Raw genomic sequence first — 24,936 nt, forward strand, 5'->3', positions numbered from 1 at the left:
CTGCGCTCGGCAGGTGTCATCGTGCCGAGCGGATGTGTTGGTAGCTGATCTCGCGACTTTGGTGGCTGCGCTTCAGCTTTTGTGTGGAGGTGGGACGGGCTGCAAACTCTAGGGCTGGGTCTCGCTGCGCTCGGCAGGTGTCATCGTGGCGAGTGGGTGTGTTGGTAGGGACTGTTGCGACCTGGTGGATGCGCTTGCGTCGATCGTGAGGTGGGTTGCGAATGGCGGATGTTGATCATGGGGCGATCGAAAGTTGTTGATTGTCAAGGGGATCACCCGAGGTTAACGTCACGGTCCTGGTCAGCGGCCTGAGCGGCGACCCAACGGGACTCGCAGCACGGCGTCCGTGCCGACGTCGGCGCCGGGGTGCAGGCCGATCGAACCGCCCAGTTCGGCGGTGACCAGGGTGCGCACGATCTGCAGGCCGAGGCGGTCGGAGGATTCCAGGCTGAAGCCGGGCGGCAGGCCGCGGCCGTCGTCGCTGATGATCACATCCAGCCAGCGCGCCGACCGCTCGGAACGAATTGTCACCGAACCGTTCTCACCGGAATCGAAGGCGTGCTCGATGGCGTTCTGCACCAGCTCGGTCAGCACCATCACCAGCGGCGTCGCCCGCTCCGCGGAAAAGACACCGAGCGAGCCTGCCCTGCGCACCTTGATTCGCGCGGTGTGCACGGTGGCGACATCCGCCATGATCGGCAGCAGCCGGTCGACGACCTCGTCGAGATCGACCTCTTCATCCACCGACATCGACAGCATCTCGTGCACGGAAGCGATCGAGGTGACCCTGCGCACCGACTCGGTCAGCGCGACCTGCGCTTCCTCGTTCTCGGTGCGACGTGCCTGCAGCCGCAGCAGCGCGGCCACGGTCTGCAGATTGTTCTTGACCCGGTGGTGGATCTCCCGGATGGTCGCGTCCTTGCTGAGTAACGCCCGGTCGCGGCGTTTGACCTCGGTGACGTCACGCACCAGCACCGCGGCACCGGCCAGCTCGCCGTGCGGGCGCAGCACCAGGGTGCGAAGCAGCACGGTCGCCCCGCGGGCCTCGACCTCCATCCGCCGCCCGGTCCGGCCGGCGAGCGCGGCCTGGATATCGCCGACCACCTCTTGCGCGTCGAACGGATCGGTGATCAGCGACCGTGTGGTGACAGCGAGATCCTGGCCTGCCAGATCCGCCTGCAAACCCATACGGTGGTATGCGGACAGCGCATTCGGGCTCGCGTAGACCACGATGCCTTCGGTGTCTAGCCGGATGAAACCGTCGCCCGCGCGCGGGCTGGAGTGCGTCGCGGCGCGATCCTCCGTGGTCGGGAAGGTGCCGTCGGCAATCATCTGGCACAGGTCGTCCGCGCAGGCCACATACGCGATCTCCAGGGTGCTGCGCACCCGGGAACGCTGCAGATCGGTGTCGCGGCTCAGCACTGCGATCACATCGTCGCCGCAACGCACCGGGATGGCCTCACGAATGGCATGCACCGGGTGCGGGTGGTAAACCCCTTCGGCCTCGACATCGCTGTCGGCGCGCACGATCTTGCCGGTCACCAATGCGTCGAACACCTGCGGATGTTCGGCCTGGAGGGCAGGCCTGCCCACCCGATCCTCCGGATGCACGGTGGGCGCTGTCGTCGGACGGCACTGCGCGACACAGACGATGTCCGCGCCATCGGTAATGGGACCCGCACCGACCCACAGGAGCAGATCGGCGAAGGAGAGATCGGCGAGCAGCTGCCAGTCCCCCACCACCCGCTGCAGATGGTCTACGGCAACGCCGGGTAGATCGGTGTGCTCGGCGAGGAGCTCGCTCAGTGTCGCCATGTTCGGTCTGCCGCTTCGGTTCGCTCAGGAAATGACGGCGATCAGGTCGCCCTGCTTCAGGACCTGGCCGGGCGCGACGACGATCGAGGTGACTTCACCATCGATCTCGGCGACCACCGGGATCTCCATCTTCATGGACTCGAGCAGCACCAAGGTCTGGTCGAGTTCCACCTTGTCGCCGACGGCCACTTCGACGGTCAGCACTGTCGACACCATCTCCGCGCGCACTTCCTCAGCCATGACACCCCATTCACTCGTCGGCGCTGTATCCGCTGAAGGTACAGCCAACCACACATGAAACAATGGCCTTCAACAGAAGGGAGACTACCGATGGGTAAGCGTGGTCGTAAGAAGCGCAGCCGCAAGGGCAACGCAGCAAACCATGGCAAGAGGCCGAACGCCTGAGCCGTTCTGCTGACAGAACGTGAGCGGCACGCTCCTCCAGGACGGAAGAGCGTGCCGCTCAGTCGTTTCGGGGGTCGCCCCCGATCAGGATTCGCTCGCCTGCGGCGATTCGACCTGGGCGATCGTCACCGATCGGCGGATCTCCACGGTCAGCCGGTCACGCAGCGAGTCCGGTGCGCGGTCGCCACCGCACTTGCGGCTCAGCAGACCCTTGATCTTCTCCTCGATGCCGTATGCCTCGATGCAGGGCGAGCAGTGATCCATGTGATGCTGCAACCGGGCTCGGGTCGCGGCGTCACATTCACCGTCGAGCATCAACCAGACATCGGCGAGCACAGCCGTGCAGTCGAGCTCCATATCGGGGTCGCGCTCCGTACTCACTGCTTGACCTCCTGGCGTTCCGCCTCGTTGCGGTTGAATCCACGTTCACGCGCCACGTCCGCGAGCAAACCCTTCAGCTGCTTGCGCCCGCGATGCAATCGGGACATCACCGTACCGATGGGGGTACCCATGATGTCGGCGATCTCCTTATACGGAAAGCCCTCCACGTCGGCGTAGTAGACCGCCATCCGGAATTCCTCCGGCAACTCCTGCAATGCAGCCTTGATGTCGTCGTCCGGCAGCGCGTCCAGCGCCTCGACCTCGGCCGAACGCAGACCCTGCGAGGTGTGCTCGGCGGTTGCCGCCAGCTGCCAGTCGGTGATCTCGTCTGTCGGGTATTGCGCGGGCTGACGCTGCTTCTTGCGGTAGGAGTTGATGTAAGTGTTGGTCAGGATCCGGTACAGCCAGGCGCGCAGGTTGGTGCCCTCCTTGAAGGACTTGAATCCCTGGAATGCCTTGACGTAGGTCTCCTGAACCAGATCCTCGGCGTCGGCCGGATTCCTGGTCATGCGCAGCGCGGCACCGTACAGCTGGTCGAGCATCGGGAGCGCGTCCCGCTCGAACCGCTGCGCCAGCGCGGTTTCGTCGACCGCGGCGCCGACCTCACCGTCGGTCACCACATCGTCGTCGCTCGTCACACGTGTCCCTTCGATCGCCGTACCTGCCAAATCTACCGGCAGTGGCATTTCGAACGGGAACCGGTCATTCGTCGGCGACACCTCGGTCCATACCGGACGTTCCTCGATCAGAACGGGCACCCGACTTCTCCTTCGCGTCGTGCACAAGGCTGCTTGTGTATTTGCGTCAACAGACTCGGCCCCGACTGTGTTCCCACGGCAACGTCACGGCATCGAAAAGCCGTTGTCAGCCTGTGCCGTCACGCAACTAAGGTGTCCGGCATGGCAGGAGCCTCGACCCCGGCGATCCGCACCTTGATCAAGGCCGGAGTCGCCCACCATGTGCACGCCTACCCCCACGACCCACGCGCCGATTCCTATGGCACCGAAGCGGTCGACGCGCTGGCCGGCGAACTCGGCCTCGACGCCGCGCAGATCTTCAAGACCCTGGTGCTCGAGCTGTCGACGGGAACATTGGCCGTCGCGGTGCTTCCGGTGCCGAATATGTTGTCGCTCAAGGCAGCTGCCGCGGCGCTCGGCGCGCCGAAGGCGGCGATGGCAGACAAAGCGAAGGCCGAACGGGTCACCGGTTACGTGCTCGGCGGCATCTCACCACTCGGACAGCGCAAGTCGCTGCCCACCGTGGTGGACGCCTCTGCGCTGACCTGGGATCGGGTGTTGTGCAGCGCGGGGCGACGGGGGCTGGAGATCGAGGTCGCGCCCGGCGATCTGGTTCGGCTGACCAATGCGGTCACCACGCCGGTCACATCGGTGTAATCGACGCGGATTCCGGGCTACCTGTGCGTTACTGGACAGACCCAGATTCGTCCGACCCGAGGATGTGATGCGAAATGTCTCTGCGCACCATGATCGTCTCCCTGTTCGGTGCGCTGGTCCTAGCCTTTGGTTCGGGGGCGCTACAAGCTCCAGCGGCCGCGGCCGCACCAGACCGTCCCTCGGTGACTCAGATCGCCGACTTCCCGTTCGACGGGCTCGGCGCCGACGATGCACCGAGTAAAGAGGGCACCCCGACAAAGGATGATAAGGCCGATAAGGCCGAGAAACTCGGCGGTGGAGTGACCACCAAGATCATCGACCTGATCACCGGCATCATCAAGTGCGGGCTGAATATCGCGACGCCCAGCGTCAAGTGCCAGCTCTGAATCACCGCTAGCGACACCGACAGGCCGGGCGATCACAACAGGCTGATCTGCCCGGCCTGCTCGATGTCCGCCGCCGCACCCGACACCCGGGCCAGCAGTTCCGGACCGTTGTTGCGGACGCTGTTGACCAGATCCGGCACCGGCCGTGCCACGATGCCGGACACGGCGTCGACACCGGGGGTCTCCAGCAGGGTGGCGGGCGCGGGATGGTCCGGATCGAGCCAGGCGTCCCAGTGCTCCTTCGGCATCGGCAACGGCATCCGATCGTGGATGTGCGTCAGATCGCCCACCGCGTCCGTGGTCAGAATCGTGCACGACAACAGCGGCTCGCTCGCCTGCGTTCGATCGCGCCACACCGACCACAGACCGGCCATGTACAACCGGGAACCGTCGGCGGCCGACATGTAGAACGGATGCTTGGCCACCTTCCCCTTGGCCCCGGCGAGCGCGTCGGGCTCGACGACCCATTCGTACCAGCCGTCCATCGGCACCAGGCAGCGCCGGTACTTCACCGCATCGCGGAACGACGCGGTGGTGGCGGCCTTGTCGGCGCGGGCATTGAACAGCGGCTTGCCCTTCACCGGCACACCAGGCTCGGCGGCTTTGGTCCACGTCGGGATGAGGCCCCAGCGCATTCGCCGGATCCGCAGCCGCGGATCGTCGTCTTTGGTTCCGTGCTCATGGCGCTCGACGACCGTCAGTACCTGGGTGGTCGGCGCGACGTTGTAGTTGGTGAAACCACCGGTCCGCGCGTCGGTTCCGGTATCGGTCTCATCGATGGCGTCCAGCTCGACGGCAAGCCGGCCGGGATCGGTGGTCGTCGCATATCGTCCGCACATATGTCGATACTCCCACCGAGGGCCGACAGAGTCGGGAACAATTGGAAGGTAGTAGGTGACCTCGTGAGAGTTCTGACATAGCATTCTCTCAAGGAATGGGCGGTAACTTATGTCGCTCGTTCCGACATGCGCACCGACCGCCACGTCCGGCCGCCGTTACCGGCAAGAGGAGAAACCCACCGTGACCACCATCGAGACCACCCCGGCCGCGCCAGACACGGCGCTGACGTCGGTCGACCCTGCCACGGGCGAGGTCATCGCCACGCACACCGTCGCCGATGAAGACGCGGTGCGCGCGGCAGTGGCCAAGGCCCGCACCGCCGCCGCGACCTGGGGGACGCTGAGCTTCGACGAGCGCCACAAGCACCTGCTGCGCTGGTCGACCCAGCTGGTCACGAGTTCCGACGAGTTCTGCGCGCTGATCCACCAGGAGAACGGCAAGCCGCTCGACGACGCCTTCCTGGAGCTGATGCTCGCACTCGAGCACATCGCCTGGGCGGCGAAGAACGCCAAGAAGATCCTCTCGCCGAAGAAAGTCTTCCCCGGCGTGCTGATGTCGAACTTCTCCGCCCGCCTCGAGCAGCGCCCGCTGGGCGTTGTCGGCGTGATCGGCCCATGGAACTACCCCGTCTACACTCCCAACGGCTCCATTGCCTACGCCCTCGCCGCCGGCAATACCGTGGTGTTCAAGCCGAGCGAATTCTCCACCAGCATCGGCAATTTCCTCTCCGAGGCGTTCAAGAAGGCCAATCCGGAACTGCCGGAAGGCGTTTTCGAGACCATCAACGGTTTCGGCGCCACCGGCGCGGCGCTGGTCAAGTCCGGCGTGGACAAGCTCGCGTTCACCGGCTCCACCGCCACCGGCAAGCGCATCATGGCCGCGGCAGCGGACTCGCTGACCCCGGTGCTGCTGGAATGCGGCGGCAAGGACGCGGTGATCGTCGCGGGCGACGCCGACATCAAGGCCGCCGCCGACGCGGTCGCCTGGGGCGCCACCGCCAACAGCGGCCAGACCTGCGCGGGCGTGGAGCGGGTGTACGTGGATCGTTCGGTGCGCGACGCGTTCGTCGCCGAGGTGAAGCGCATTCTGACCGACATCAAGCCCGGATCCGGTGCCGGTGCCGCCTACGGCCCGATGACCATGCCGAGCCAGGTCGACATCGTGCGCCGCCATATCGAGGACGCGCTGAAGAACGGTGGCACCGCGGTCCTCGGTGGGCCGGAATCGGTCAAGGCGCCGTTCATCGAGCCGGTGGTGCTCGTCGATGTGGACGAGAACTCCGAAGCGGTGTGCGAGGAGACCTTCGGCCCGACCATCACCATCCGCACCGTGGACGACGTGGACGAGGCGGTCGAACTGGCCAACAAGTCCAAGTACGGCCTGTCCTCTGCGGTGTACTCCAAGAAGAACGGCCTGGAGATCGCCCGCAGGCTGCGCGTCGGCGCCACCTCGGTCAACTCCGTGCTCGCCTTCGCCGCCATCGCAGGCCTGCCCTTCGGCGGCGTCGGCGATTCCGGTATCGGCCGCATCCACGGCGAGCCCGGCCTGCGCGAATTCTCCCGCCCGCACTCGATCGCCGTGCAGCGCTTCGCCATCCCCGGCATGGCGCTACTGAGCTACTCGCGCACCGACTCCACCATGAAGCTGCTGCGCAAACTCGTCCCGCTCCTCCACGGCCGCCACAAGTAACCGACTTCTGGATACCGCCCGGCCACCGACAAAAGCCCGTGGCCGGGCGGCCAACTCACCACGCGGCCAACTCACCGAACGGGCAGTGCCAAGGTCACCCAACAGCACCCAACAAGGTCGCGACAATCCCTATCAACGCCCCCACTCGGCACGATGACACCTTCCGAGCGCAGCAAGACCCAGCACTAGAGTCCACGACCCGTCTCGCGTTCGAGCACCCGAGCGCAGCAACAAAGTCGCAAGCTCAGCTACCAACGCACCCACTAGGCACGATGACACCTTCCGAGCGAAGCGAGACCGAGCACTAGAGTTCGCGGCCCGTCTCGCTTCCGAGCCGTCGAAGCGCATGCGACGAAGTCGCGAGTCTCGACGGCTCGGAAGCGAGACCAAGGGGGCCGCGAACACGCAGCGCCGCAGGCGCTGCCAAAAACACAGCGCCGCAGGCGCTGCAAAAACAACACCGCCCGCGTGTCCGACTGCACGATGGGCGAAGATGGACAGGTGAGTTTCTGGCCAGCGCCCCATGTCGATGTCCCCGTGCACGCGACCGTGACCTTGCCCGGATCTAAATCCATCACCAACCGGGCCTTGATCCTGGCTGCCCTTGCCGACGGCCCTTCGACGATCTCCGGCGCGCTGCGCAGTCGCGATACCAATCTGATGATCGGCGCGTTGCGCGCCATGGGCGTAGGCATCGAGGGTGACGGCGACACGCTCACCGTCACGCCGGCTCCGCTGGGCGGCGGCACTGTCGACTGTGGGCTGGCGGGCACCGTGATGCGGTTCCTGCCGCCGGTGGCGGCGCTGGCGAGCGGCGATGTGGCGTTCGACGGCGATGAGCAGGCGCGGGTCAGACCGCTCGGCACCATCTTGGACGCACTGCGCAGGCTCGGCGCCGATATCGATGGCAGTGCGATGCCGTTCACCGTGCACGGCAAGGGCGCGTTGCGTGGCGGCAAGGTCACCATCGACGCGTCGGGGTCCTCCCAGTTCGTGTCGGGACTGCTGTTGTCGTCAGCCCGGTTCGACGAGGGCGTGATCGTGCACCACGACGGCAAAGCGCTGCCCTCGATGCCACATATCGAGATGACCGTGGAGATGCTGCGGCGGGCCGATGTCGCCGTCGAGGCGCCCGCGGATAGCCGCAAGGCCCAGACTTGGACCGTCGCGCCGGGGCCGATCCGCGCGGTGGATTGGGATATCGAGCCCGATCTGTCCAATGCCACACCGTTCCTGGCCGCCGCGGCGATCACCGGCGGCGAGGTGCGCATTCCGCATTGGCCGCGGATCACCACCCAGCCCGGCGATGTGATCCGGGAAATCCTGGTGCGCATGGGCGCCGAGACGAGCCGCTTCGACGGCGTGCTCACCGTGCGCGGCCCGGAGCGCCTGGCGGGCATCGACATCGACCTGCACGACGTCGGCGAGCTGACCCCCACCGTGGCAGCCCTTGCCGCACTGGCGGATTCGCCGTCCCGGCTGCGCGGTATCGCGCATCTGCGCGGCCATGAGACCGACCGCCTCGCGGCACTGTCCACCGAGATCAACCGGCTCGGCGGCAATGTCACCGAGACCGAGGACGGGCTGGAGATCATCCCGGCCCCGCTGCACGGTGGCATCTGGCACTCCTACGCCGATCACCGAATGGCAACGGCGGGTGCGATTCTCGGACTTCGGGTGACTGGTATCGAGATCGAGGACATCGGCACGACAGCCAAGACGCTGCCCGGTTTCGTCGCGCTGTGGGAGCAGATGCTCGATCCGACACTCTCGAACCAGGGAGCGGCACACTGAGGCGTCGCGAGTACGACGAATCCGATGTCCGGGTGCGCCCGGGCAAGAGTTCTCGTCCCCGCACGAAAACCCGTCCGCAGCACAATGATGCGGAATCCGCGATGGTTGTCGCGGTGGACCGCGGCCGCTGGGGTTGCGTGCTCGGCAGCGACCCGGATCGACCGATCGTCGCGATGCGGGCCCGCGAACTCGGCCGCACCCCGATCGTGGTCGGCGATCAGGTGGACGTGGTAGGAGATCTGTCCGGTAGGCCCGACACCCTCGCCCGCATTGTCCGTGTTTCCGAACGCCGAACAGTATTGCGCCGCACCGCCGATGACACCGACCCCTTCGAACGGATCGTGGTAGGCAATGCCGAACAGCTGTTCATCGTGGTCGCGCTCGCCGACCCGCCGCCGCGCACCGGTTTCGTCGAGCGCGCCATGGTCGCCGCGTATGCCGGTGGGCTGCAACCCATCCTGTGTCTGACCAAACACGACCTGGCCGCCGAATCCGAATTCGCCGCCGCTTTCGACGATCTCGACCTCACCATCGTCTACGGCGGCATCGATGATCCACTCGGCCCGATCAACGAACTACTCGACGGCAACCTCACCGCGCTCATCGGCCACTCTGGTGTCGGCAAGTCCACATTGGTGAATCGCCTTGTCCCCGACGCGGATAGGGCCGTCGGCATCGTCTCCGGCGTCGGCAAGGGGCGCCACACCTCCACCCAATCCGTCGCGCTGCCCCTGCCCGCGGGCGGCTGGGTCATCGATACCCCGGGGGTTCGCTCCTTCGGTCTCGCCCATATCACCCCCGACGACGTCATCTCCGCCTTCACCGACCTCGCGACCGCCATCGAGGATTGCCCCCGCGGCTGCACCCACCTGGGTCCGCCCACCGACCCAGAATGCGCTCTCGACCAACTGCCGGGCAAAGAGCGCAGAGTAGCCGCGATCCGCCTGCTGCTCACCGCCTTGATCTCCAACGACTCCTGGAAACTGGACCGCGGCGAGTAGGGCTACGGCTGCGGCATGTCCGCAGCGCCCGCGGCGACGATGCGCACCGCCTCGTCGGTCCACGGAACGTTGCGGGTGATCACCACGATGTGCTCGGCACCGAGTTCCGCCAGGTCGGCGCATCGGCGTGCGAATTCCGCGGCCGACTCCCCCGGCGCCAGAGCCGTGGTGACGGTCTTCTCGATGTCGCCGTACGGCCTGTCGTTCTCGGCGCAGTGCTCGGCGAGCACGGCGAGCTTGTGCCGCAGTGTCTTTCCGCCGTCGGGGATGTCGAACAGATTGCAAGCATCGGCGTATCGCGCGACCAACCGGAGCGTCCGACGCTCCCCGGCACCGCCGACGAGGATGGGCGGGTGCGGGCGGCGCAGAGTGTTCGGGCTGTTCGCCGGATGCTCCAGCCGGTAGTGGACGCCGACGAACGGCGACGTGTCACCTGCCCACATTTGACGCGCCAGCCGCAGCGTCTCCTCCAGGCGCTCGAAGCGTTCGGAGACCGACGGCAACGACAAACCCATCGCGAGTGCTTCATCCTGTTGGTAGCCTGCGCCGATACCGAACCAGGCACGACCACCGGTCAGCACATCGAGGGTGCTGATCGCCTTGACCGTTACGCTGGGCGGACGGAAGTGCACTGCCGTGACCATGGTGCCCAGGCGCACCCGTTCCGTTTGTGCCGCAAGGAATCCCAGTGTGGTGCATGCCTCGAGCATGGGGTCATCGATCGCGCTCATCGGATCGGCGGGAAGCAGATGGTCGGGCACCCATAGGGTATCGATGCCCGACTCATCCGCGACCCGCGCGATTCGCGTCAGATAGTCGCGCAGCTCCGGTGGGCCGCCCGGCACGGTGAAATTCGTCATGCTGATACTGACCCGCATCGCGGTGCTCCTCAGCTCGCGGGCGGCTGGAACGGCATCGCGCCGACCGGGGAGAGATGCATTCCGGCCAGCGCCCACCGCACGCCGTCGTGGGTGAAGATGTGCGTGGCACGGAACGAGCCGTCGGCCGACGTGCCCTGGAATTCAGCCTCCTGGGTGTGCACACCGACGGCGACGGCAGCATCGCCGTACTCGCGGATGGTCACGTCATGCCAGGTCAGCGTCTTGGTGACCAGTCCACCCGTGCGGTAGCGAGCTAGCCACTGCTGTTTGTCGAGGACGAAGCCGAGTGGTCCGACCAGGGTGAAATCGGCGGTCGTGATGAGGTCGAGTTCGGCGGTATCCGCGCGCTGTTCGGCCGCGGCCCAACGCGCGCTCAGTTCCAGGATGTCATCGGTGGTCGTCATGATTGCCGCTCTCTAGTTGTTCAGTAAATTACTGTCACTGTAAAAATACTGTCGCTATACGTCAAGTGCAATCGTCATTGCTTGAACGAACTCGGATTGCGGGCGCGCAAGAAGCTCGGGACCGCCGCAGATCATGGGTACGGCCCGCGGCACTGTTCGCCGAACTCGGCTCCGACGCCGTCACCGTGGCGAAATCGCCCGCGCCGCAAATATTTCCGAGAAGACGGCGTTCAAATCCTTCGACGCCATCCTCGACACCCGGAACCGACCGCGCACACGGGTCCAATGCCCGTCGAGCCTGCCACGAGTGCGGGCGCCTGCCCGGTCAGCGGAAGGTGGACCCGAGGTACTCGGCCAGATCGTCGGCCGAGGCGGCCTGCTGAGCGAAGCCTAGGTACCCATCGGGTCGGACGACATAGACATCGCCGCCCTCGGCGCGGTACGTGCGTGCGAAGTCCCCATCACGGTCACGGATCACCGGCAGTACCGTCCCATCGACGGCGGCCCCTGGCGCCGCAACGAGGTATACGTCGATTTGCCCATGTGCCGCACGACGGGCGGCGTCGGCAAGACTTTCCAATGCCTCGATCGCATCGACACCGGTGCTGTCGTCGATGTAGAGGAACATTGGCGGTTCGTTTAGTGCCCGTCGGGCTGCCCCGGCGCGAACGGCCACTCCTCGAAACACGCGCAACGCCCGTCCGGATCGAACCGCAACACCCACAAATCGCGCCACCGAGACGGTTGATCCCTGACGTACTCGACCGCAACCCGGACGACGGCGGCGGACCCGTCCACCGCGACGATCTCCGACCGCATGGTGAACGCTTCATCGGGTCCGTCCCGCCCGGCCTCCCAAAACGCCTCCAGCGCAACCAAACCGACCACCGGCTCCGACCACGGTGACATCAGATACCGGATATCGGCGGTGAACAGCTCACCCAGTCCCCGCGTTCCCGGCGTCCGCCAGGCCCGTTCGTAGCCCGCGACCCACTCCTCGACAGCGCTGCGATCCATACTTCGAACCTAGCGGCGCACCCGTCGCCCCCTGGTATTGATACACAAAAGCGCCCATGGACTCGGAGTGTCCATGGGCGCCTTCGCTATTGAGTTCCGATCGCGGCCGTCAGTGCCTGCGGCGGGTCTTCGGGGCGCGCTTCGGCTTCGCTTGGCCACGGGCCGCCTCGCGGCGTTCGCGGCGGGTGGTGCCGTCGCCGTACTCCTCGGCGTCGTCGTGCACCTGGGCGAGCCCGTCCTCGGCAGGGCCCGAGTAGTGGAAGCCGCGAGAGCCGGAATCGTCGATGCCCTTGGCACGCAATGCAGCCGGTGCACCGTTGGCGACCGGGGCCTGCTGGGTGGGCAGCGGACGGGGAGCCGACATGGCGCCGACCGGCGAGCGCAGGCCGGTGTCCACCGAAACACCCTCGGGCTGCGGCTGCTGGACCTCGACCTGCAGGTTGAACAGGAAGCCGACCGACTCCTCCTTCAGGCCCTCCAGCATCGCGGAGAACATGTCGAAGCCCTCACGCTGATACTCGACGAGCGGGTCACGCTGCGCCATCGCGCGCAGGCCGATGCCCTCCTTGAGGTAGTCCATCTCGTAGAGGTGCTCGCGCCACTTGCGGTCCAGCACCGAAAGCAACACCTGGCGTTCGAGATTGCGCATGCTGCCGTCGCCGGCGAGACCGTCGATCTCTTGCTCGCGCTTCTCGTACGCGTCATGCGCGTCGTCGAGCAGTGCATCGGCCAGTTCCTCACTGGTCAGGTCACCCGCCTCGCCGACCGAGGTCTCGCCGGTCAGCTCCTTGACGTCGATGCTCACCGGGTACAGCGTCTTCAACGCCGCCCACAGCTTGTCCAGATCCCAGTCCTCCACATAGCCCTCGGCGGTGGCACCGTCGACGTATGCGCTGATCACGTCGGTGATCATGCTCTGGACCTGGCCCTCCATGTCCTCGCCACGCAGGATCCTGTTGCGCTCGCCGTAGATGATGGTGCGCTGCTGGTTCATCACCTCGTCGTACTTGAGCACGTTCTTGCGGATCTCGAAGTTCTGCTGCTCGACCTGGGTCTGCGCGCTCTTGATGGCCTTGGAGACCATCTTCGCCTCGATCGGCACATCATCGGGCAGGTTCAGCCGGGTCATGATGGCTTCCAGCGCCGCGCCGTTGAAGCGGCGCATCAGCTCGTCACCCAGCGACAGGTAGAAGCGGGACTCGCCGGGGTCGCCCTGGCGGCCGGAACGACCACGCAACTGGTTGTCGATACGACGCGATTCGTGCCGCTCGGTGCCGAGCACGTACAGCCCACCGGCATCGCGCACATCCTCGGCGTCCTCGGAGGTCGTTGCCTTGACCCGCTCCAGCGTGGGCAGCCACGCGGCCTGGTACTCGTCCGGCGTCTCGACCGGATCGAGGCCCTCCTTGCGCAGGATGATGTCGGTGATGATGTCCGGGTTGCCGCCGAGCACGATGTCGGTGCCACGACCGGCCATATTGGTCGCCACGGTCACCGCGCCGGGCCGACCGGCCTCGGCGATGATCTCGGCTTCCTTCTCGTGGAACTTCGCATTCAGCACGTTGTGCGGGATGCCGCGCTTGGTGAACTGCTTGGACAGGTACTCCGAGCGTTCGACGCTCGTGGTACCGATCAGCACCGGCTGACCCTTTTCGTGCCGCTCGGTGACGTCATCGACGACGGCGGCGAACTTGGCCTCTTCGGTCTTGTAGATCAGGTCCGACTGGTCCGCGCGGACCATCGGCTTGTTCGTCGGAATCGGCACCACACCGAGGGCGTAGATCGAGTGCAGCTCGGCCGCCTCGGTCTCCGCGGTACCGGTCATGCCGGAGAGCTTGTTGTAGAGACGGAAGTAGTTCTGCAGCGTGATCGTGGCCAGAGTCTGATTCTCCGGCTGGATCTCGACGCCTTCCTTGGCCTCGATCGCCTGGTGCATGCCCTCGTTGTAGCGGCGGCCGACCAGGATGCGGCCGGTGAACTCGTCGACGATGATCACCTCGCCGTCGCGGACGATGTAGTCCTTGTCGCGCGCGTAGAGCTCTTTGGCCTTGATGGCGTTGTTCACGTAGCTGACCAGCGGCGAATTGGCAGCCTCGTAGAGGTTGTCGATACCGAGCTGGTCCTCGATGAACTCGACACCGGCCTCGTGTACACCGATGGTGCGCTTCTTGATGTCGACCTCGTAGTGCAGGTCCTTCTTCAGCAGCGGCGCGATCCTGGCGAACTCTGCGTACCACTTGCTGGAAGCGTCCGCGGGACCCGAGATGATCAGTGGGGTGCGCGCCTCGTCGATGAGGATGGAGTCGACCTCGTCGACGACGGCGAAGTTGTGGCCGCGCTGCACCAGATCGTCCAGCGAGTGCGTCATATTGTCGCGCAGGTAGTCGAAACCGAACTCGTTGTTGGTGCCGTAGGTGATGTCGGCGTGGTAGGACGTGCGCCGTTGCGCGGGCGTCATGCCGGACAGGATCACCCCGACCTCGAGACCGAGGAAACGGTGCACACGGCCCATCCACTCGGAGTCGCGCTTGGCGAGGTAGTCGTTGGTGGTGACGATGTGCACGCCGTCGCCGCTGATCGCGTTCAGGTAGGCGGGCAGCACCGAGGTGAGCGTCTTGCCCTCACCGGTCTTCATCTCGGAGATATTGCCCAGATGCAGCGCCGCGCCACCCATGATCTGCACCTTGTAGTGCTTCTGGTTCAGCACTCGCCAGGATGCCTCGCGCGCGACGGCGAACGCCTCGAGCAGCAGGTCGTCCAGCGACTCGCCGTCGGCGTAGCGTTCCCTGAACTCGTCGGTCTTGGCCTGCAGCTCGGCGTCGGTGAGCAGCTCGATCTCCGAGCCGAGCGTGAGGACCTCGTCCGCGAGATGGGCCAGGCGCTTGACCGTGCGACCCTCACCAATCCGTAGCAACCTCGTCAGTGTCAGCGCAGGCACGGGTCTCGTCAGTCCTCTGGTCGGTGTGTCATCGTGTTGTCGGCCGCCGCCCGCGTCAGGCCCGAGTGCGGAGCCCAGTCGGGCCGGTGCGCACGGGCCCGTCGGGTATGACGGAATCCGCAGCACGCTTCATGATAATGCGGCACCCATGGTAAGCGTCGACGAGCAGCGTTGCGCTGCTTCACCCCGGCCCCACCATGTGGTCCCGCCCGTTACTTGCCACCGTACCCGCCGCGCGGCACGCCTCCCAGGCACGGTCGGGTATCACAGCTGGTCGCGTGCACAGATCCACGCGCGGGTCCCGAAATACGGTCGCAGCGAACTTTCAGCGAATCGAATTGCTGCGGAACCTGTTTCAGTCCCGGTGCCGTACGATGTAAGTCGTCTATCGTCCCCGCGCGGACCCACCCCCGGTAGCGGTCTGCCCGCGAGGAGACGACATGCGGTGACGGCAGGGCAGCGCAGGCTCATGCGGAGCGAGCGACAGCAACGATCGTCTGCTGTGCACAACCCTTCCCCTTGTGATCGAATCGAGTTCACCGAGCTCGGGTCGGCGCAGCCTGCCACAGGCCCGAACAGGGTAAAAGAGGTGTGCCGGTTTCGCTGGATATGCCACAGGGGAAGAGGCGAACCGTTGTGGAGTGAACACAATCGGCGTCGACCGAGGCGTCGGAAGGAGCACCGGGCAGCGTGATCACGAGATTGTCGCCGCAGGACGCGGCGTTCTATCGGCTCGAGTCGAGTAGCAATCCCATCCATATCGGCTCCCTCGCGATCGTCCGAAACACCGACCCCGCGCACGGATCCGAGGAACCCGCACTCGACTACGACCGGCTGGTCGATCTTGTCGAGGCCAGGCTCTCGCTGGTGCCGCGCTATCGCCGCAAGGTTCGCGAGATCCCGTTCGCGCTGGGTCGGCCGGTCTGGGTGGAGGACAGCGCCTTCGACATCACCTACCACATTCGGCGGTCGGCGCTGCCCGGTCCCGGTACCGACGAGCAGCTGCACGATCTGGTGGCCCGGCTCGCCTCGCGGCCGTTGGACCAGAGCAGGCCGCTGTGGGAGATGTACCTGATCGAGGGTCTTTCCGACGGCCGGCGCGCGATCTTCACCAAGACGCATTCGGCGCTCGTCGACGGGGAAACCGCGCTGGAGATCGGGCACGTGATCCTCGATGCCAGCGCCTCACCACGCGCTTTCGCCGACGACGCCTGGCACGCGCCGCGCGAACCCAACGAGATGGAACTGTTCGTCGGCGCGCTGACCCATCTGGCCGCGCAGCCGCGCGAGGCACTGGAGGTGGCCCGCCATGCGAGCGCGAGCGCCTTCGCGGTAATCGGGGCCGCGGGCAAGGCGGTGGACTCGGTGGTGTCGGCGGTGCGGGTGGCGACCGCCGGCACGCCGGACAGCCCGCTCAACGCCAAGACCTCCCGCAACCGCCGGTTCGATGTCGTCCAGACGGATCTGGAGGACTACCGCAAGATCCGCAAGCGCTTCGACTGCTCGATCAACGACGCCATCCTCGCGGTGGTCACCGGCGCACTGCGCAACTGGCTGTTGTCCCGTGGCGAGGCGCTCACCGAGTCGACGGTGCTGCGTGCGGTGGTGCCGATGTCGGTGTACGTCGAGGGAGTCGACGGCGACCAGCCGCACTCTGCCAGCGAGGTGTCCTCGTTCCTGATCGATCTGCCGGTCGGCGAACCGAACCCGGTGATGCGGCTGTCGCACATCTCGCACGCGACCGAGGCAACCGGCAAGCAACGGCGCGGAGTCAGGGCGCGAACTCTGGTGCACCTGGCCGGGTTCGCTCCGGCCAGCCTGCATGCGATGAGCGTGCGGGCGGCGAGTACGTTCGCAGAACACACGTTCAATCTGGTGATCACCAACGCGCCGGGTCCGCAGACACCGATGTTCATCGGTGGCGCGCGGATGCTGGAGATGTATCCGGTGTCGCCGCTGCTCCGCAATCAGGCCTCGAGTATCGGGATCACGTCCTACGACGGGCGCGTCTTCTACGGGCTCAACGCCGACCGCGACGCGATGGCCGACATCGGCGTGCTGGCCGCGTCGGTGCACGAGTCCATGGAGGAGATGCTCGGTGCCTGTATCTGACCAGAACAAGCTGCGGGTCTACATCCCCGCGACGGTGCCGATGCTGCGCGAACTGGTGGCGAACCGGGAATTGCGCGCGGTCAGCGGCACTGCCTTCGCGGTGACCCCCGCGCTGCGCGAGGCCTACGCCTCCGGCGACGACGACGAACTGGCCGAGGTCGCGATGGGCGAGGCCGCCCGCGCCTCGCTGCGGCTACTCGCCGCCGAACGCGAGGAGCCCGCCGAATCGGCGGACCACGACCCTGCCGACGGTGCCGCACCGGCCGAGAGTGACGACGCCGGGCCGACGGCCATGCACAGCCACAGCCCGGTGTACCGGCGCGCGGTGATCGCCGCCGACGTGATCGGCGCGAAACTACGCTCCGACCTCGACGACGCCGTGGTGCGATTGACGAGTCCCATCAGCTACGACCAGATCGCCTCGGTGCACGTCGACCTGGCCGAGGCCGAGCCCCAGGTCGCCAAGGCCGTCGATGTCGTCGATGCCGCCGACCTCGGCGACACCGATGCCGAGTTCGTGCTCGGCGACGCCGAAGACCACCAGCTCGCCTGGTACGCCGCGCAGGAACTCCCCTTCCTGCTCGAATTGCTGTGAGCGACATCCTCGTGCAAGACCCGCGCTGACAGATCACCTATCGAACCTGCCGATCCCCGCTCGAACCTACGATGCCGTAACCTGACTGCAAGGCGGCCGTGACAGCGGACACTACGACAGGGAGACGAACGGCAGCGATGGTCTTGAAAAAAGGGGGATTCTCGGTGCGGGGTGTTCGGGAGTGGCTGGAAGCACCGGCCGCCGATGTCGCCGAGCGCGGTGGACGGCTGAATGTGTTGCGCGGCGCCGTCGCCCGGGTCACCACCCCCCTGCTGCCCGACGATTACCTGCATCTGGCCAACCCGCTGTGGTCGGCACGCGAGCTGCGCGGGCGAATCGTCGAGGTGCGCAAGGAAACCGCCGATTCGGCCACCCTCGTCATCAAGCCCGGCTGGGGGTTCGACTGGAAATACGAGCCGGGTCAGTACATCGGCATCGGCATCCTGATCGACGGCCGTTGGCATTGGCGGTCGTACTCGCTCACCTGCCCGCCGAACTGGACCGACCCGGAACACGGCAGCAAGCGGCTGATCTCCATCGCGGTCAAGGCCATGCCCGAGGGCTTCCTGTCCAGCCACCTGGTCAGCGGCGTCGCCGCGGGCACCATCGTGCGGCTCGCCGCGCCGCAGGGCGGCTTCGTGCTGCCCTTCCCGCCACCGGAGAAGGTGCTCTTCCTCACCGCGGGCAGCGGCATCACCCCGGTCATGTCGATGTTGCGGGCAATGGACCGTCGCGACCGGGTGACCGATGTCGTGCACGTGCACTCCGCGCGCACCGACGGCGACGTGATGTTCCGCGCGGAGCTGCGCGATATGCACGATCGGCACCCGAGCTTCTCCTCACATCTGCAGCTCACCAGCGAGCAGGGCAAGTTCTCCCTCGCCGAACTGGATGAGCAGTTCCCCGATTGGCGCGAGCGGCAGACCTGGGCCTGCGGCCCGGCCGCGATGCTCGACGAGATCGAGCACCACTGGCGCGATGCGGACATCGCCGATCGACTGCACGTGGAGCGCTTCGAGATCGAGCGCTCCGCGGTCGGCGAAGGCGGCACCGTCACCTTCGGGAAGACCGGCCGCAGCGCCGAGGTCGACGGTGCGACCAGTCTCCTGGAGGCGGGCGAGTCGGCCGGGGTCCAGATGCCCTTCGGCTGCCGGATGGGCATCTGCCAAACCTGCGTGGTGACAATAACTTCCGGACATACGCGCGATCTGCGCAACGGCGACGAGCGCCGCGAGGGCGACAAGGTGCAGACCTGCATCTCGGCCGCGGCAGGCGACTGCACACTCGACGTGTAACAACGGGCACCGCGAGCGCACCGTAGTCGGAGCAGCCGCCAGGTACCCTCGAGGTAATTCCAGCAGCGAAAGGACCCCGGTGGCCATCACCGATATCAAGGCGTTCGCCCATCTCACGGCCGCGGACATCGAAACACTGGGGCAGGAGCTCGATTCGATCCGCCGCTCGGTGGAGCTGTCGCGCGGGGAACGTGACGCGAAGTACATCCGCCGGACCATTGCCGCGCAGCGGGCGCTCGAAGTCGCCGGGCGCGCGGTGCTGTTCGGCAGCCGCAACCGTTGGGCGTGGCTCGGCGGCACGGCCCTGCTGTCGGTCGCGAAGATCATCGAGAACATGGAGCTCGGGCACAACATCAGCCACGGGCAGTGGGATTGGATGAACGATCCGGAGATCCACTCGAGCTCGTGGGAATGGGATATGACCGGTCCCTCGTCGCAGTGGCGGCGGGCGCACAACTACTCCCACCACACCTACACCAACGTGCTCGGCAAGGACGAGGACCTAGGCTTCGGCATTCTGCGGATGACCCGCGACGAGGAGTGGCGGCCGGTCCACCTGGTCCAGCCGTTCGCCAACGTCCTGCTCGCCGCGACCTTCGAGTGGGGCATTGCGCTGCACGACTGGGACATCGAAAAGCAGCTGTCCGGCACGCCCAAGCATCTGATGTCGGAGCCGAACAAGGAATTCGCCCGCAAGATCACCCGCCAGGTGGCCAAGGACTTCGTGTTCTACCCGGCGCTGACCGGCCCCGCGTGGAAGAGCACGCTGAAGGCCAACGCGACGGCCAACTTCGTGCGCAACCTATGGGCCTACGCGGTGATCTTCTGCGGCCACTTCCCCGACGGCGCAGAGAAATTCGCCGTCGAGCAGCTCGAGGGCGAGACCAGCGGCGAATGGTATCTGCGGCAGATGCTCGGCAGTGCCAACTTCAAGGCCGGTCCGGTCATGGCGTTCATGAGCGGCAACCTCTGCTACCAGATCGAGCACCACCTGTTCCCCGACCTGCCGAGCAATCGGTACTCGGAGGTCGCGGTCCGCGTGCGCGAGCTGTGCGACAAGTACGACCTGCCCTACACCACCGGCTCGCTCGGCAAGCAGTACCTGCTCGCCTTCCGGACCATCCACAAGCTGGCATTGCCGGACCGGTTCCTGCGCCGCACCGCCGACGATGCCCCGGAGACCTCCTCGGAGCGCAAGTTCGCGGGCATCTCCATGCCGACCATGCCGTCGATGCCGAACACCGAGCGGTGGGCCGACCGATGGAACGAGACGCACTGGCTGCCCGTCGACCCGGAGACCGGTCAGCGACGCGGTCTGCGTTCGGCGCTGAACGAGGCCAAAGTGGTGCTGAAGGAAAAGGCACGGCACGAGAAAGAAGTACTGCGCGAGGCCAAGGTAGCGCTGCAGGAAAAGGCCAGGCAGGAACAGGCGACGTTGCGTCGAAAAGCCGTGCGGGAGCGGGCGTTACGCCGCATTCGGCGCAAGCGCTGACATAGCAGACCTCGGCCGCCTTTGCAATGGGGGATTTGCCACATCCCGAGGCCTATCCCCGTAACCTACGGTCTCGTAACTTACGGTACTGTAACCGCCATGGCGATCTCGGATGTCAAGGAATACGCACACCTCACCGAAGCCGATGTAGAAGCGCTCGGCGCGGAGTTCGACGCGATCCGCCGTGATATCGAAGCCTCGCGCGGCGTGCGCGATGCGCAGTACATCCGCAACGTTATCCGGCTGCAGCGCGCCCTCGAGATCAGTGGCCGCGCCGTGCTGTTCGCCAGCTTCCTGCCGCCGGCCTGGCTGGCGGGCGTCGCCCTGCTCGGCACCGCCAAGATCATCGAGAACATGGAGATCGGGCACAACGTCATGCACGGCCAGTGGGACTGGATGAACGATCCCGAGGTCCACTCCAGCTCGTGGGAATGGGACAACACCGGGCCGTCCAAGCACTGGAAGCAGACGCACAACTACCTGCACCACAAGTACACCAACGTGCTCGGCATGGATGACGACATCGGCTACGGGCTGCTGCGCGTCACCCGCGACCAGCGCTGGAAGCCGTTCAATATCGGCAACCCCGTCTACAACCTGCTGCTGCAGCTGTTCTTCGAATACGGTGTCGCGGTCCAGCATCTGGAGCTGGGCAAGGTGGGCCGGTACAAGGAGGGCTCACCAGAGCGGGCCGAGTTCGAGGTCAAGCGCCGCGAGGTGCTGTTGAAGATCGGCAAGCAGGTCGGCAAGGACTATCTGCTGTTCCCACTGCTGACCGGCCCCGCGTTCCTCTCGACGCTGACCGCGAATATCGCCGCCAATATGGTCCGCAACGTCTGGACCAACGCGGTGATCTTCTGCGGACACTTTCCCGACGGCGCCGAGAAGTTCACCAAGGCCGACATCGATGGTGAATCCAAGGGCCAGTGGTACCTTCGCCAGATGCTGGGCAGCGCCAACATCTCCGGCAGCCCCGTCATGCATTTCATGACCGGCAACCTCAGCCACCAGATCGAGCACCACCTATTCCCCGACCTGCCGAGCAACCGCTACGCCGACATCGCGGTGAAGGTGCGCGCCCTCGCCGAGAAGTACGACCTGCCCTACACCACCGGCTCGCTGCCGGTGCAGTACTTCAAGTCCTGGCGCACCATCCTCAAGCTGGCGCTGCCCAACAAGTACCTGCGCGCCACCACCGACGATGCCCCCGAGACCGCCTCGGAACGCAAGTTCGAGGGTGACACCCACCCGATGATCGACCCGATCACCGGCAAGCGCCGCGGCCTGCGCACGGCGCTCACCGAGAGCCGGCGTCGTTTCACCCGCCGCGCCGTACCCATCGGCTGATCAGCAGCCCACACCGTTCGCCTTCGTCTTTCCCGCCGCGGCCAACCCGCACGCGACTGCCTCGACCGCGGCGCTCATCGACCGATGCACCTCATATCCCCCGAGCAGCCGTCGACGAGGTACCCAACCTACGTCCCGGGTGCAGGTGACGGTTCGCTGCTGGTTGACTGGCCTCGTGTGTGCTGATCATTTGAGCGTGTACGACGCCATCCGGTTGCGACGCGATGTGCGGGCGGAGTTCACCGGAGACGTCGTCGACGATGCGACGCTGTGGCAGATTCTCGATGCCGCTCATCGGGCACCGAGTGTCGGCAACTCACAGCCGTGGGACTTCGTGGTCGTGCGAGATCCGGTGACCCTGCGCAGGTTCGCCGGCCACGTCGCGGACAAACGGATCGAATTCCGGGATGCGCTGCCGCCGGAGCGTGCGGCGACGTTCGAGCCGATCAAGGTCGAGGGCATCACCGAGAGCGGCACCGGCATCGTGGTCACCTACGACCACAACCGCGGTGGCCCCCAGGTGCTCGGGCGGGCAACCGTCCCCGAAACCGGTGTCTACTCTGCGGTTCTGGCGATCCAGAACCTCTGGCTGGCCGCAACCGCAGAGCAGGTCGGCGTCGGCTGGGTGTCGTTCTATGATGCGGAATTCCTCACCGATCTTGTCGGCCTCCCGGACGGCATCCGTCCGGTCGCCTGGCTCTGCGTCGGCCCGGTCCACGAATTTCAGCGGGTTCCCGACCTGGAACGGTTCGGCTGGCACACCGGACGTCCCCTGGCGGACGCAGTGCACCAGGAGACCTACCGGAACTGAGCAGCCGGGCTCAGACGCGCTCCAGTACCGCCGAGGCGCCGATGCCACCCGCGGCGCAGATACCGAGGAGGGCGGCGCTCTTGCCGGTGCGGGCGAGCTCGTTGGCCATGGTGGTGACCATGCGGGCGCCGGTCGCGCCGAACGGGTGGCCGAGCGAGACCGAGCCGCCGTGCACGTTGAGCTTGTCGATGTCGACCGCGCCGACCGCGGTGTCCCGGTCGAGCCTGGTCTTCGCCCATTCGTCGCTGTTCAGTGCGGCAAGCACCGACAGAGTCTGGGCGGCGAACGCCTCGTGGATATCGACGAAGTCGATGTCGCCCAAGGACATTCCGGCCTTGTCCAAAGCCCGTGGCATGGAGATGGCGGGGCCGATGAGCACCTGGTCGGTCGGATCGACGCTCACGTAGCTCCAGGAACGGAAGGCGGCAAGCGGCCGGTAGCCGAGTGCGTGCGCCTTCTCCTCGCTCATCAGCAGCACCGCGGAGGCGCCGTCGGTGAGCGGGCTGGCATTGCCTGCGGTGACGCTGCCGTCGGCGGCGAACACCGGCTTCAGGCGCGCCAACTTCTCGATGCTGGTGTCCCCGCGCACCAACCCGTCACGCGCTACCTCGACGCCCTGCGGGGTGCGCACCCGCAGTACTTCGTCGTCGAAGCGTCCCGACTCGATGGCAGCGGCGGCGCGGTGGTGTGAGCGCGCGGCGAATTCGTCCTGATCGGCGCGGCTGACACCGTGGATGCGGGCCATCTTCTCCGCCGACTCTCCCATCACCTCACCGGTGGTGCGCTCGGCGATTTTCGGCCTGCTCGGCAGCAGATCGGTGAAAGGCGCGAGCTGCGCGATCGCGGACAGGTAATCCTTCGGCTTCGGCTTGCCGAGTGCGAGCGGCGCGGCCGCGTGCACCACCTTTTGCGGCAGCTTCACCTCGGCATTGCTGGTGGAATCGCTGCCACCGGCGATCATGATGTCGTACTCGCCGCGCTCGATCGCCGCGGCCGCCGACGTCACCGCCTGCAATCCGGACGCACAGGCTCGCGTCACCGTGTACCCCTCGCACCCGGCGTCGAGCCCCAGATCCAGCGCGATCTCCCGAGCGATGTTCGGTGCGACGCTCGGCAGGATCACCCCGCCCCACACAATGGCCTGTACCTGCGCGCCCGGCAGCCCGGTCCGCTCCAGCAGGCCCCGCACCGCCGCATCCGCCAGCGCGATCGAATCCATTCGCGTGTATTCGGCGAACGCCCGCACGAACGGCGTCCGGGCACCGGAAACAATGACAGCACGGCGAGCAGCTTTGGTAGCCATGGGTTTTCCCTTCGAGAGCCTCGACCCCCTAACTTACTTCAAGGTAAGTTCCGGCGCCACGCCCCCGGCTCAGCGATCCCCTCCAGTGCCGCTGAGCCGGTTCGTCGCCGGTGAGCCGGCCTGCCACGCGCCATTGCGCAACAGACCGGGCGCCAGTCCCGGCGAACGCCCCTGCTCGTTCCGGAACTGCCCAAAGCCGACACTTCGCAAGGCCGACGTCGTCCACTCGGCGCGAAGAAACAGTAGCAATTTTCTCATGGATTTTTCAAATACTTTCTATCAACTTGTCTTTTTGCCTACGCTGGATCTACCATGAGGCCCACTATGCAGAGCCCTTCGGAGCTGTCGCGACAGAAGCGCTTCGGCCGAATCATCAAGGAGCGCCGGGATGAACTCGGCCTCACCCAGATGCAGATCGGTGATCTTGGAGGGCCCTCGGCGCCGACGATCAGGAAGATCGAAGACGGCGACGCGGCAATCAGCACACACACACTCAACAAACTCGACGCGCCCCTGCGCTGGCTGCCGGGCAGTGCCGCGCGCACCTACGCGGGCGGCGCCCCGGCCGCACACGACGTCGACATGCACGCGCCGAGATCCGACGAATCGATCGTGTCGGGACCCGATTCGATCCGTTTCGAAATCTCGGACCTGACCGGCCTGCTCGCGGCGGCCGGCCGACTCAACGACGCGGTCGAGCGCGGCCGAACGACCGAACCCCATGTGGTCTCGGCGATTTCGGACCTCAACGCCGTCGTCTCCCGATTATCGGCGCGCTATGCGACGGCAATGCTCGAACGCAACGGCGGGCCGGGCAGGCACCTGCATCCGCTCGTCGAGATGGCGTTTGCGCATCTACTGGAGGTGCCCGCCGAGGCCGACGATCCGTCGGAGTTCGAAGAGCGCCGCTATCGCCGCTGGTTGGCAGGCCGAACCGAGGATGTGGACGCCACCACCGAGGCCCGGTTTCGGGCCCGCTGGCTGGCAGCCAACAATGGTCCGACACCGATCCGGAACGGCAGGCACTGAGGGTGAA

Annotated in this window: 24 protein-coding genes; 13 read left to right on the forward strand and 11 right to left on the reverse strand. The window is 66.1% G+C overall.

The genetic code is table 11. The features are described from left to right. Positions 1 to 300: 300 nt before the first annotated feature. On the reverse strand, positions 301 to 1,815 hold the full coding sequence (locus OHA42_RS35580) for a sensor histidine kinase (protein ID WP_406232511.1): 1,515 nt from the start codon (positions 1,813 to 1,815) through the stop codon (positions 301 to 303). Positions 1,816 to 1,839: 24 nt separating this feature from the next. Continuing rightward, entirely contained in the window at positions 1,840 to 2,055 is a 216-nt protein-coding gene (locus OHA42_RS35585; protein WP_406232513.1) for a biotin/lipoyl-binding carrier protein, read from the reverse strand. A gap of 90 nt (positions 2,056 to 2,145) precedes the next feature. Between OHA42_RS35585 and OHA42_RS35590 the strand changes: the two genes are divergently transcribed. Then, the gene (locus tag OHA42_RS35590) at positions 2,146 to 2,220 is read left to right on the forward strand and encodes a 50S ribosomal protein bL37 (protein WP_022597109.1); all 75 of its coding nucleotides are present in this window, start codon (positions 2,146 to 2,148) and stop codon (positions 2,218 to 2,220) included. A gap of 84 nt (positions 2,221 to 2,304) precedes the next feature. Here the strand turns inward: OHA42_RS35590 and rsrA are convergent, their stop codons facing one another. Beyond that, on the reverse strand, positions 2,305 to 2,577 hold the full coding sequence (rsrA, locus tag OHA42_RS35595; protein ID WP_406239822.1) for a mycothiol system anti-sigma-R factor: 273 nt from the start codon (positions 2,575 to 2,577) through the stop codon (positions 2,305 to 2,307). Between the two features lie 20 nt (positions 2,578 to 2,597). Then, positions 2,598 to 3,239: a sigma-70 family RNA polymerase sigma factor gene (locus OHA42_RS35600; protein WP_406239824.1), complete on the reverse strand. Its 642-nt coding sequence runs from the start codon at positions 3,237 to 3,239 to the stop codon at positions 2,598 to 2,600. A 261-nt stretch (positions 3,240 to 3,500) separates the two neighbouring features. Here OHA42_RS35600 and ybaK point away from each other — a divergent pair, with 261 nt between their 5' ends. Continuing rightward, on the forward strand, positions 3,501 to 3,995 hold the full coding sequence (ybaK, locus tag OHA42_RS35605; protein WP_406232515.1) for a Cys-tRNA(Pro) deacylase: 495 nt from the start codon (positions 3,501 to 3,503) through the stop codon (positions 3,993 to 3,995). A gap of 74 nt (positions 3,996 to 4,069) precedes the next feature. Then, entirely contained in the window at positions 4,070 to 4,381 is a 312-nt protein-coding gene (locus OHA42_RS35610; protein WP_406232516.1) for a hypothetical protein, read from the forward strand. 32 nt (positions 4,382 to 4,413) lie between these two features. Here the strand turns inward: OHA42_RS35610 and OHA42_RS35615 are convergent, their stop codons facing one another. Continuing rightward, positions 4,414 to 5,220, reverse strand: coding sequence for an SOS response-associated peptidase (locus OHA42_RS35615; protein WP_406232518.1), 807 nt, complete (start codon positions 5,218 to 5,220; stop codon positions 4,414 to 4,416). Between the two features lie 181 nt (positions 5,221 to 5,401). On the opposite strand from OHA42_RS35615, the gene OHA42_RS35620 reads away from it, so the two are divergent. The 3 genes from OHA42_RS35620 to rsgA all read left to right on the forward strand — a co-directional run bounded on the left by OHA42_RS35620 (position 5,402) and on the right by rsgA (position 9,705). Further along, positions 5,402 to 6,910 carry an aldehyde dehydrogenase family protein gene (locus OHA42_RS35620; RefSeq protein WP_406232520.1) on the forward strand — a complete coding sequence of 503 codons (1,509 nt, stop codon included), beginning with the start codon at positions 5,402 to 5,404 and terminating at the stop codon, positions 6,908 to 6,910. 483 nt (positions 6,911 to 7,393) lie between these two features. After that, the gene (gene aroA, locus OHA42_RS35625) at positions 7,394 to 8,704 is read left to right on the forward strand and encodes a 3-phosphoshikimate 1-carboxyvinyltransferase (RefSeq protein ID WP_406239826.1); all 1,311 of its coding nucleotides are present in this window, start codon (positions 7,394 to 7,396) and stop codon (positions 8,702 to 8,704) included. Then, a complete protein-coding gene (gene rsgA / locus OHA42_RS35630) occupies positions 8,653 to 9,705 on the forward strand; it encodes a ribosome small subunit-dependent GTPase A (protein ID WP_406232521.1) in 1,053 nt (350 codons plus the stop codon). Before aroA ends, rsgA begins: the two co-directional genes overlap by 52 nt. Positions 9,706 to 9,707: 2 nt before the next feature. On the opposite strand, the gene OHA42_RS35635 is transcribed toward rsgA, so the two are convergent. The 5 genes from OHA42_RS35635 to secA form a co-directional block, all read right to left on the reverse strand. Further along, entirely contained in the window at positions 9,708 to 10,583 is an 876-nt protein-coding gene (locus OHA42_RS35635) for a TIGR03560 family F420-dependent LLM class oxidoreductase (RefSeq protein ID WP_406232523.1), read from the reverse strand. A gap of 11 nt (positions 10,584 to 10,594) precedes the next feature. Further along, positions 10,595 to 10,990, reverse strand: a complete 396-nt coding sequence (locus OHA42_RS35640; RefSeq protein WP_406232525.1) for a nuclear transport factor 2 family protein — start codon at positions 10,988 to 10,990, stop codon at positions 10,595 to 10,597. A 325-nt stretch (positions 10,991 to 11,315) separates the two neighbouring features. After that, positions 11,316 to 11,618 (reverse strand): hypothetical protein, encoded by a 303-nt coding sequence (locus OHA42_RS35645; RefSeq protein ID WP_406232527.1) that lies wholly within the window; start codon positions 11,616 to 11,618, stop codon positions 11,316 to 11,318. Positions 11,619 to 11,629: 11 nt separating this feature from the next. After that, positions 11,630 to 12,007 carry a nuclear transport factor 2 family protein gene (locus OHA42_RS35650; RefSeq protein WP_406232529.1) on the reverse strand — a complete coding sequence of 126 codons (378 nt, stop codon included), beginning with the start codon at positions 12,005 to 12,007 and terminating at the stop codon, positions 11,630 to 11,632. A 109-nt stretch (positions 12,008 to 12,116) separates the two neighbouring features. Continuing rightward, positions 12,117 to 14,945, reverse strand: coding sequence for a preprotein translocase subunit SecA (gene secA, locus OHA42_RS35655; protein WP_406232531.1), 2,829 nt, complete (start codon positions 14,943 to 14,945; stop codon positions 12,117 to 12,119). 690 nt (positions 14,946 to 15,635) lie between these two features. Here secA and OHA42_RS35660 point away from each other — a divergent pair. The 6 genes from OHA42_RS35660 (at position 15,636) to bluB (ending at position 22,597) form a co-directional block, all read left to right on the forward strand. Next, positions 15,636 to 17,057 carry a WS/DGAT/MGAT family O-acyltransferase gene (locus tag OHA42_RS35660; protein WP_406232533.1) on the forward strand — a complete coding sequence of 474 codons (1,422 nt, stop codon included), beginning with the start codon at positions 15,636 to 15,638 and terminating at the stop codon, positions 17,055 to 17,057. Positions 17,058 to 17,097: 40 nt separating this feature from the next. Then, entirely contained in the window at positions 17,098 to 17,652 is a 555-nt protein-coding gene (locus OHA42_RS35665; protein WP_406239828.1) for a DUF6912 family protein, read from the forward strand. A 137-nt stretch (positions 17,653 to 17,789) separates the two neighbouring features. Next, positions 17,790 to 18,947 carry a ferredoxin reductase gene (locus tag OHA42_RS35670; protein ID WP_406232535.1) on the forward strand — a complete coding sequence of 386 codons (1,158 nt, stop codon included), beginning with the start codon at positions 17,790 to 17,792 and terminating at the stop codon, positions 18,945 to 18,947. Positions 18,948 to 19,026: 79 nt separating this feature from the next. Further along, the gene (locus OHA42_RS35675) at positions 19,027 to 20,439 is read left to right on the forward strand and encodes a fatty acid desaturase family protein (protein ID WP_406232536.1); all 1,413 of its coding nucleotides are present in this window, start codon (positions 19,027 to 19,029) and stop codon (positions 20,437 to 20,439) included. Positions 20,440 to 20,538: 99 nt separating this feature from the next. Continuing rightward, positions 20,539 to 21,786 carry a fatty acid desaturase family protein gene (locus OHA42_RS35680; RefSeq protein WP_406232538.1) on the forward strand — a complete coding sequence of 416 codons (1,248 nt, stop codon included), beginning with the start codon at positions 20,539 to 20,541 and terminating at the stop codon, positions 21,784 to 21,786. 190 nt (positions 21,787 to 21,976) lie between these two features. Further along, positions 21,977 to 22,597 carry a 5,6-dimethylbenzimidazole synthase gene (gene bluB, locus OHA42_RS35685; protein ID WP_406232540.1) on the forward strand — a complete coding sequence of 207 codons (621 nt, stop codon included), beginning with the start codon at positions 21,977 to 21,979 and terminating at the stop codon, positions 22,595 to 22,597. Positions 22,598 to 22,607: 10 nt separating this feature from the next. On the opposite strand, the gene OHA42_RS35690 is transcribed toward bluB, so the two are convergent. Next, positions 22,608 to 23,900, reverse strand: coding sequence for an acetyl-CoA C-acyltransferase (locus tag OHA42_RS35690; protein WP_406232542.1), 1,293 nt, complete (start codon positions 23,898 to 23,900; stop codon positions 22,608 to 22,610). A 324-nt stretch (positions 23,901 to 24,224) separates the two neighbouring features. Here OHA42_RS35690 and OHA42_RS35695 point away from each other — a divergent pair, with 324 nt between their 5' ends. Further along, positions 24,225 to 24,929, forward strand: a complete 705-nt coding sequence (locus OHA42_RS35695) for a helix-turn-helix domain-containing protein (RefSeq protein WP_406232544.1) — start codon at positions 24,225 to 24,227, stop codon at positions 24,927 to 24,929. Positions 24,930 to 24,936: the final 7 nt, after the last annotated feature.

It is taken from the genome of Nocardia sp. NBC_01009, assembly GCF_045208035.1.
Taxonomy (GTDB): domain Bacteria; phylum Actinomycetota; class Actinomycetes; order Mycobacteriales; family Mycobacteriaceae; genus Nocardia.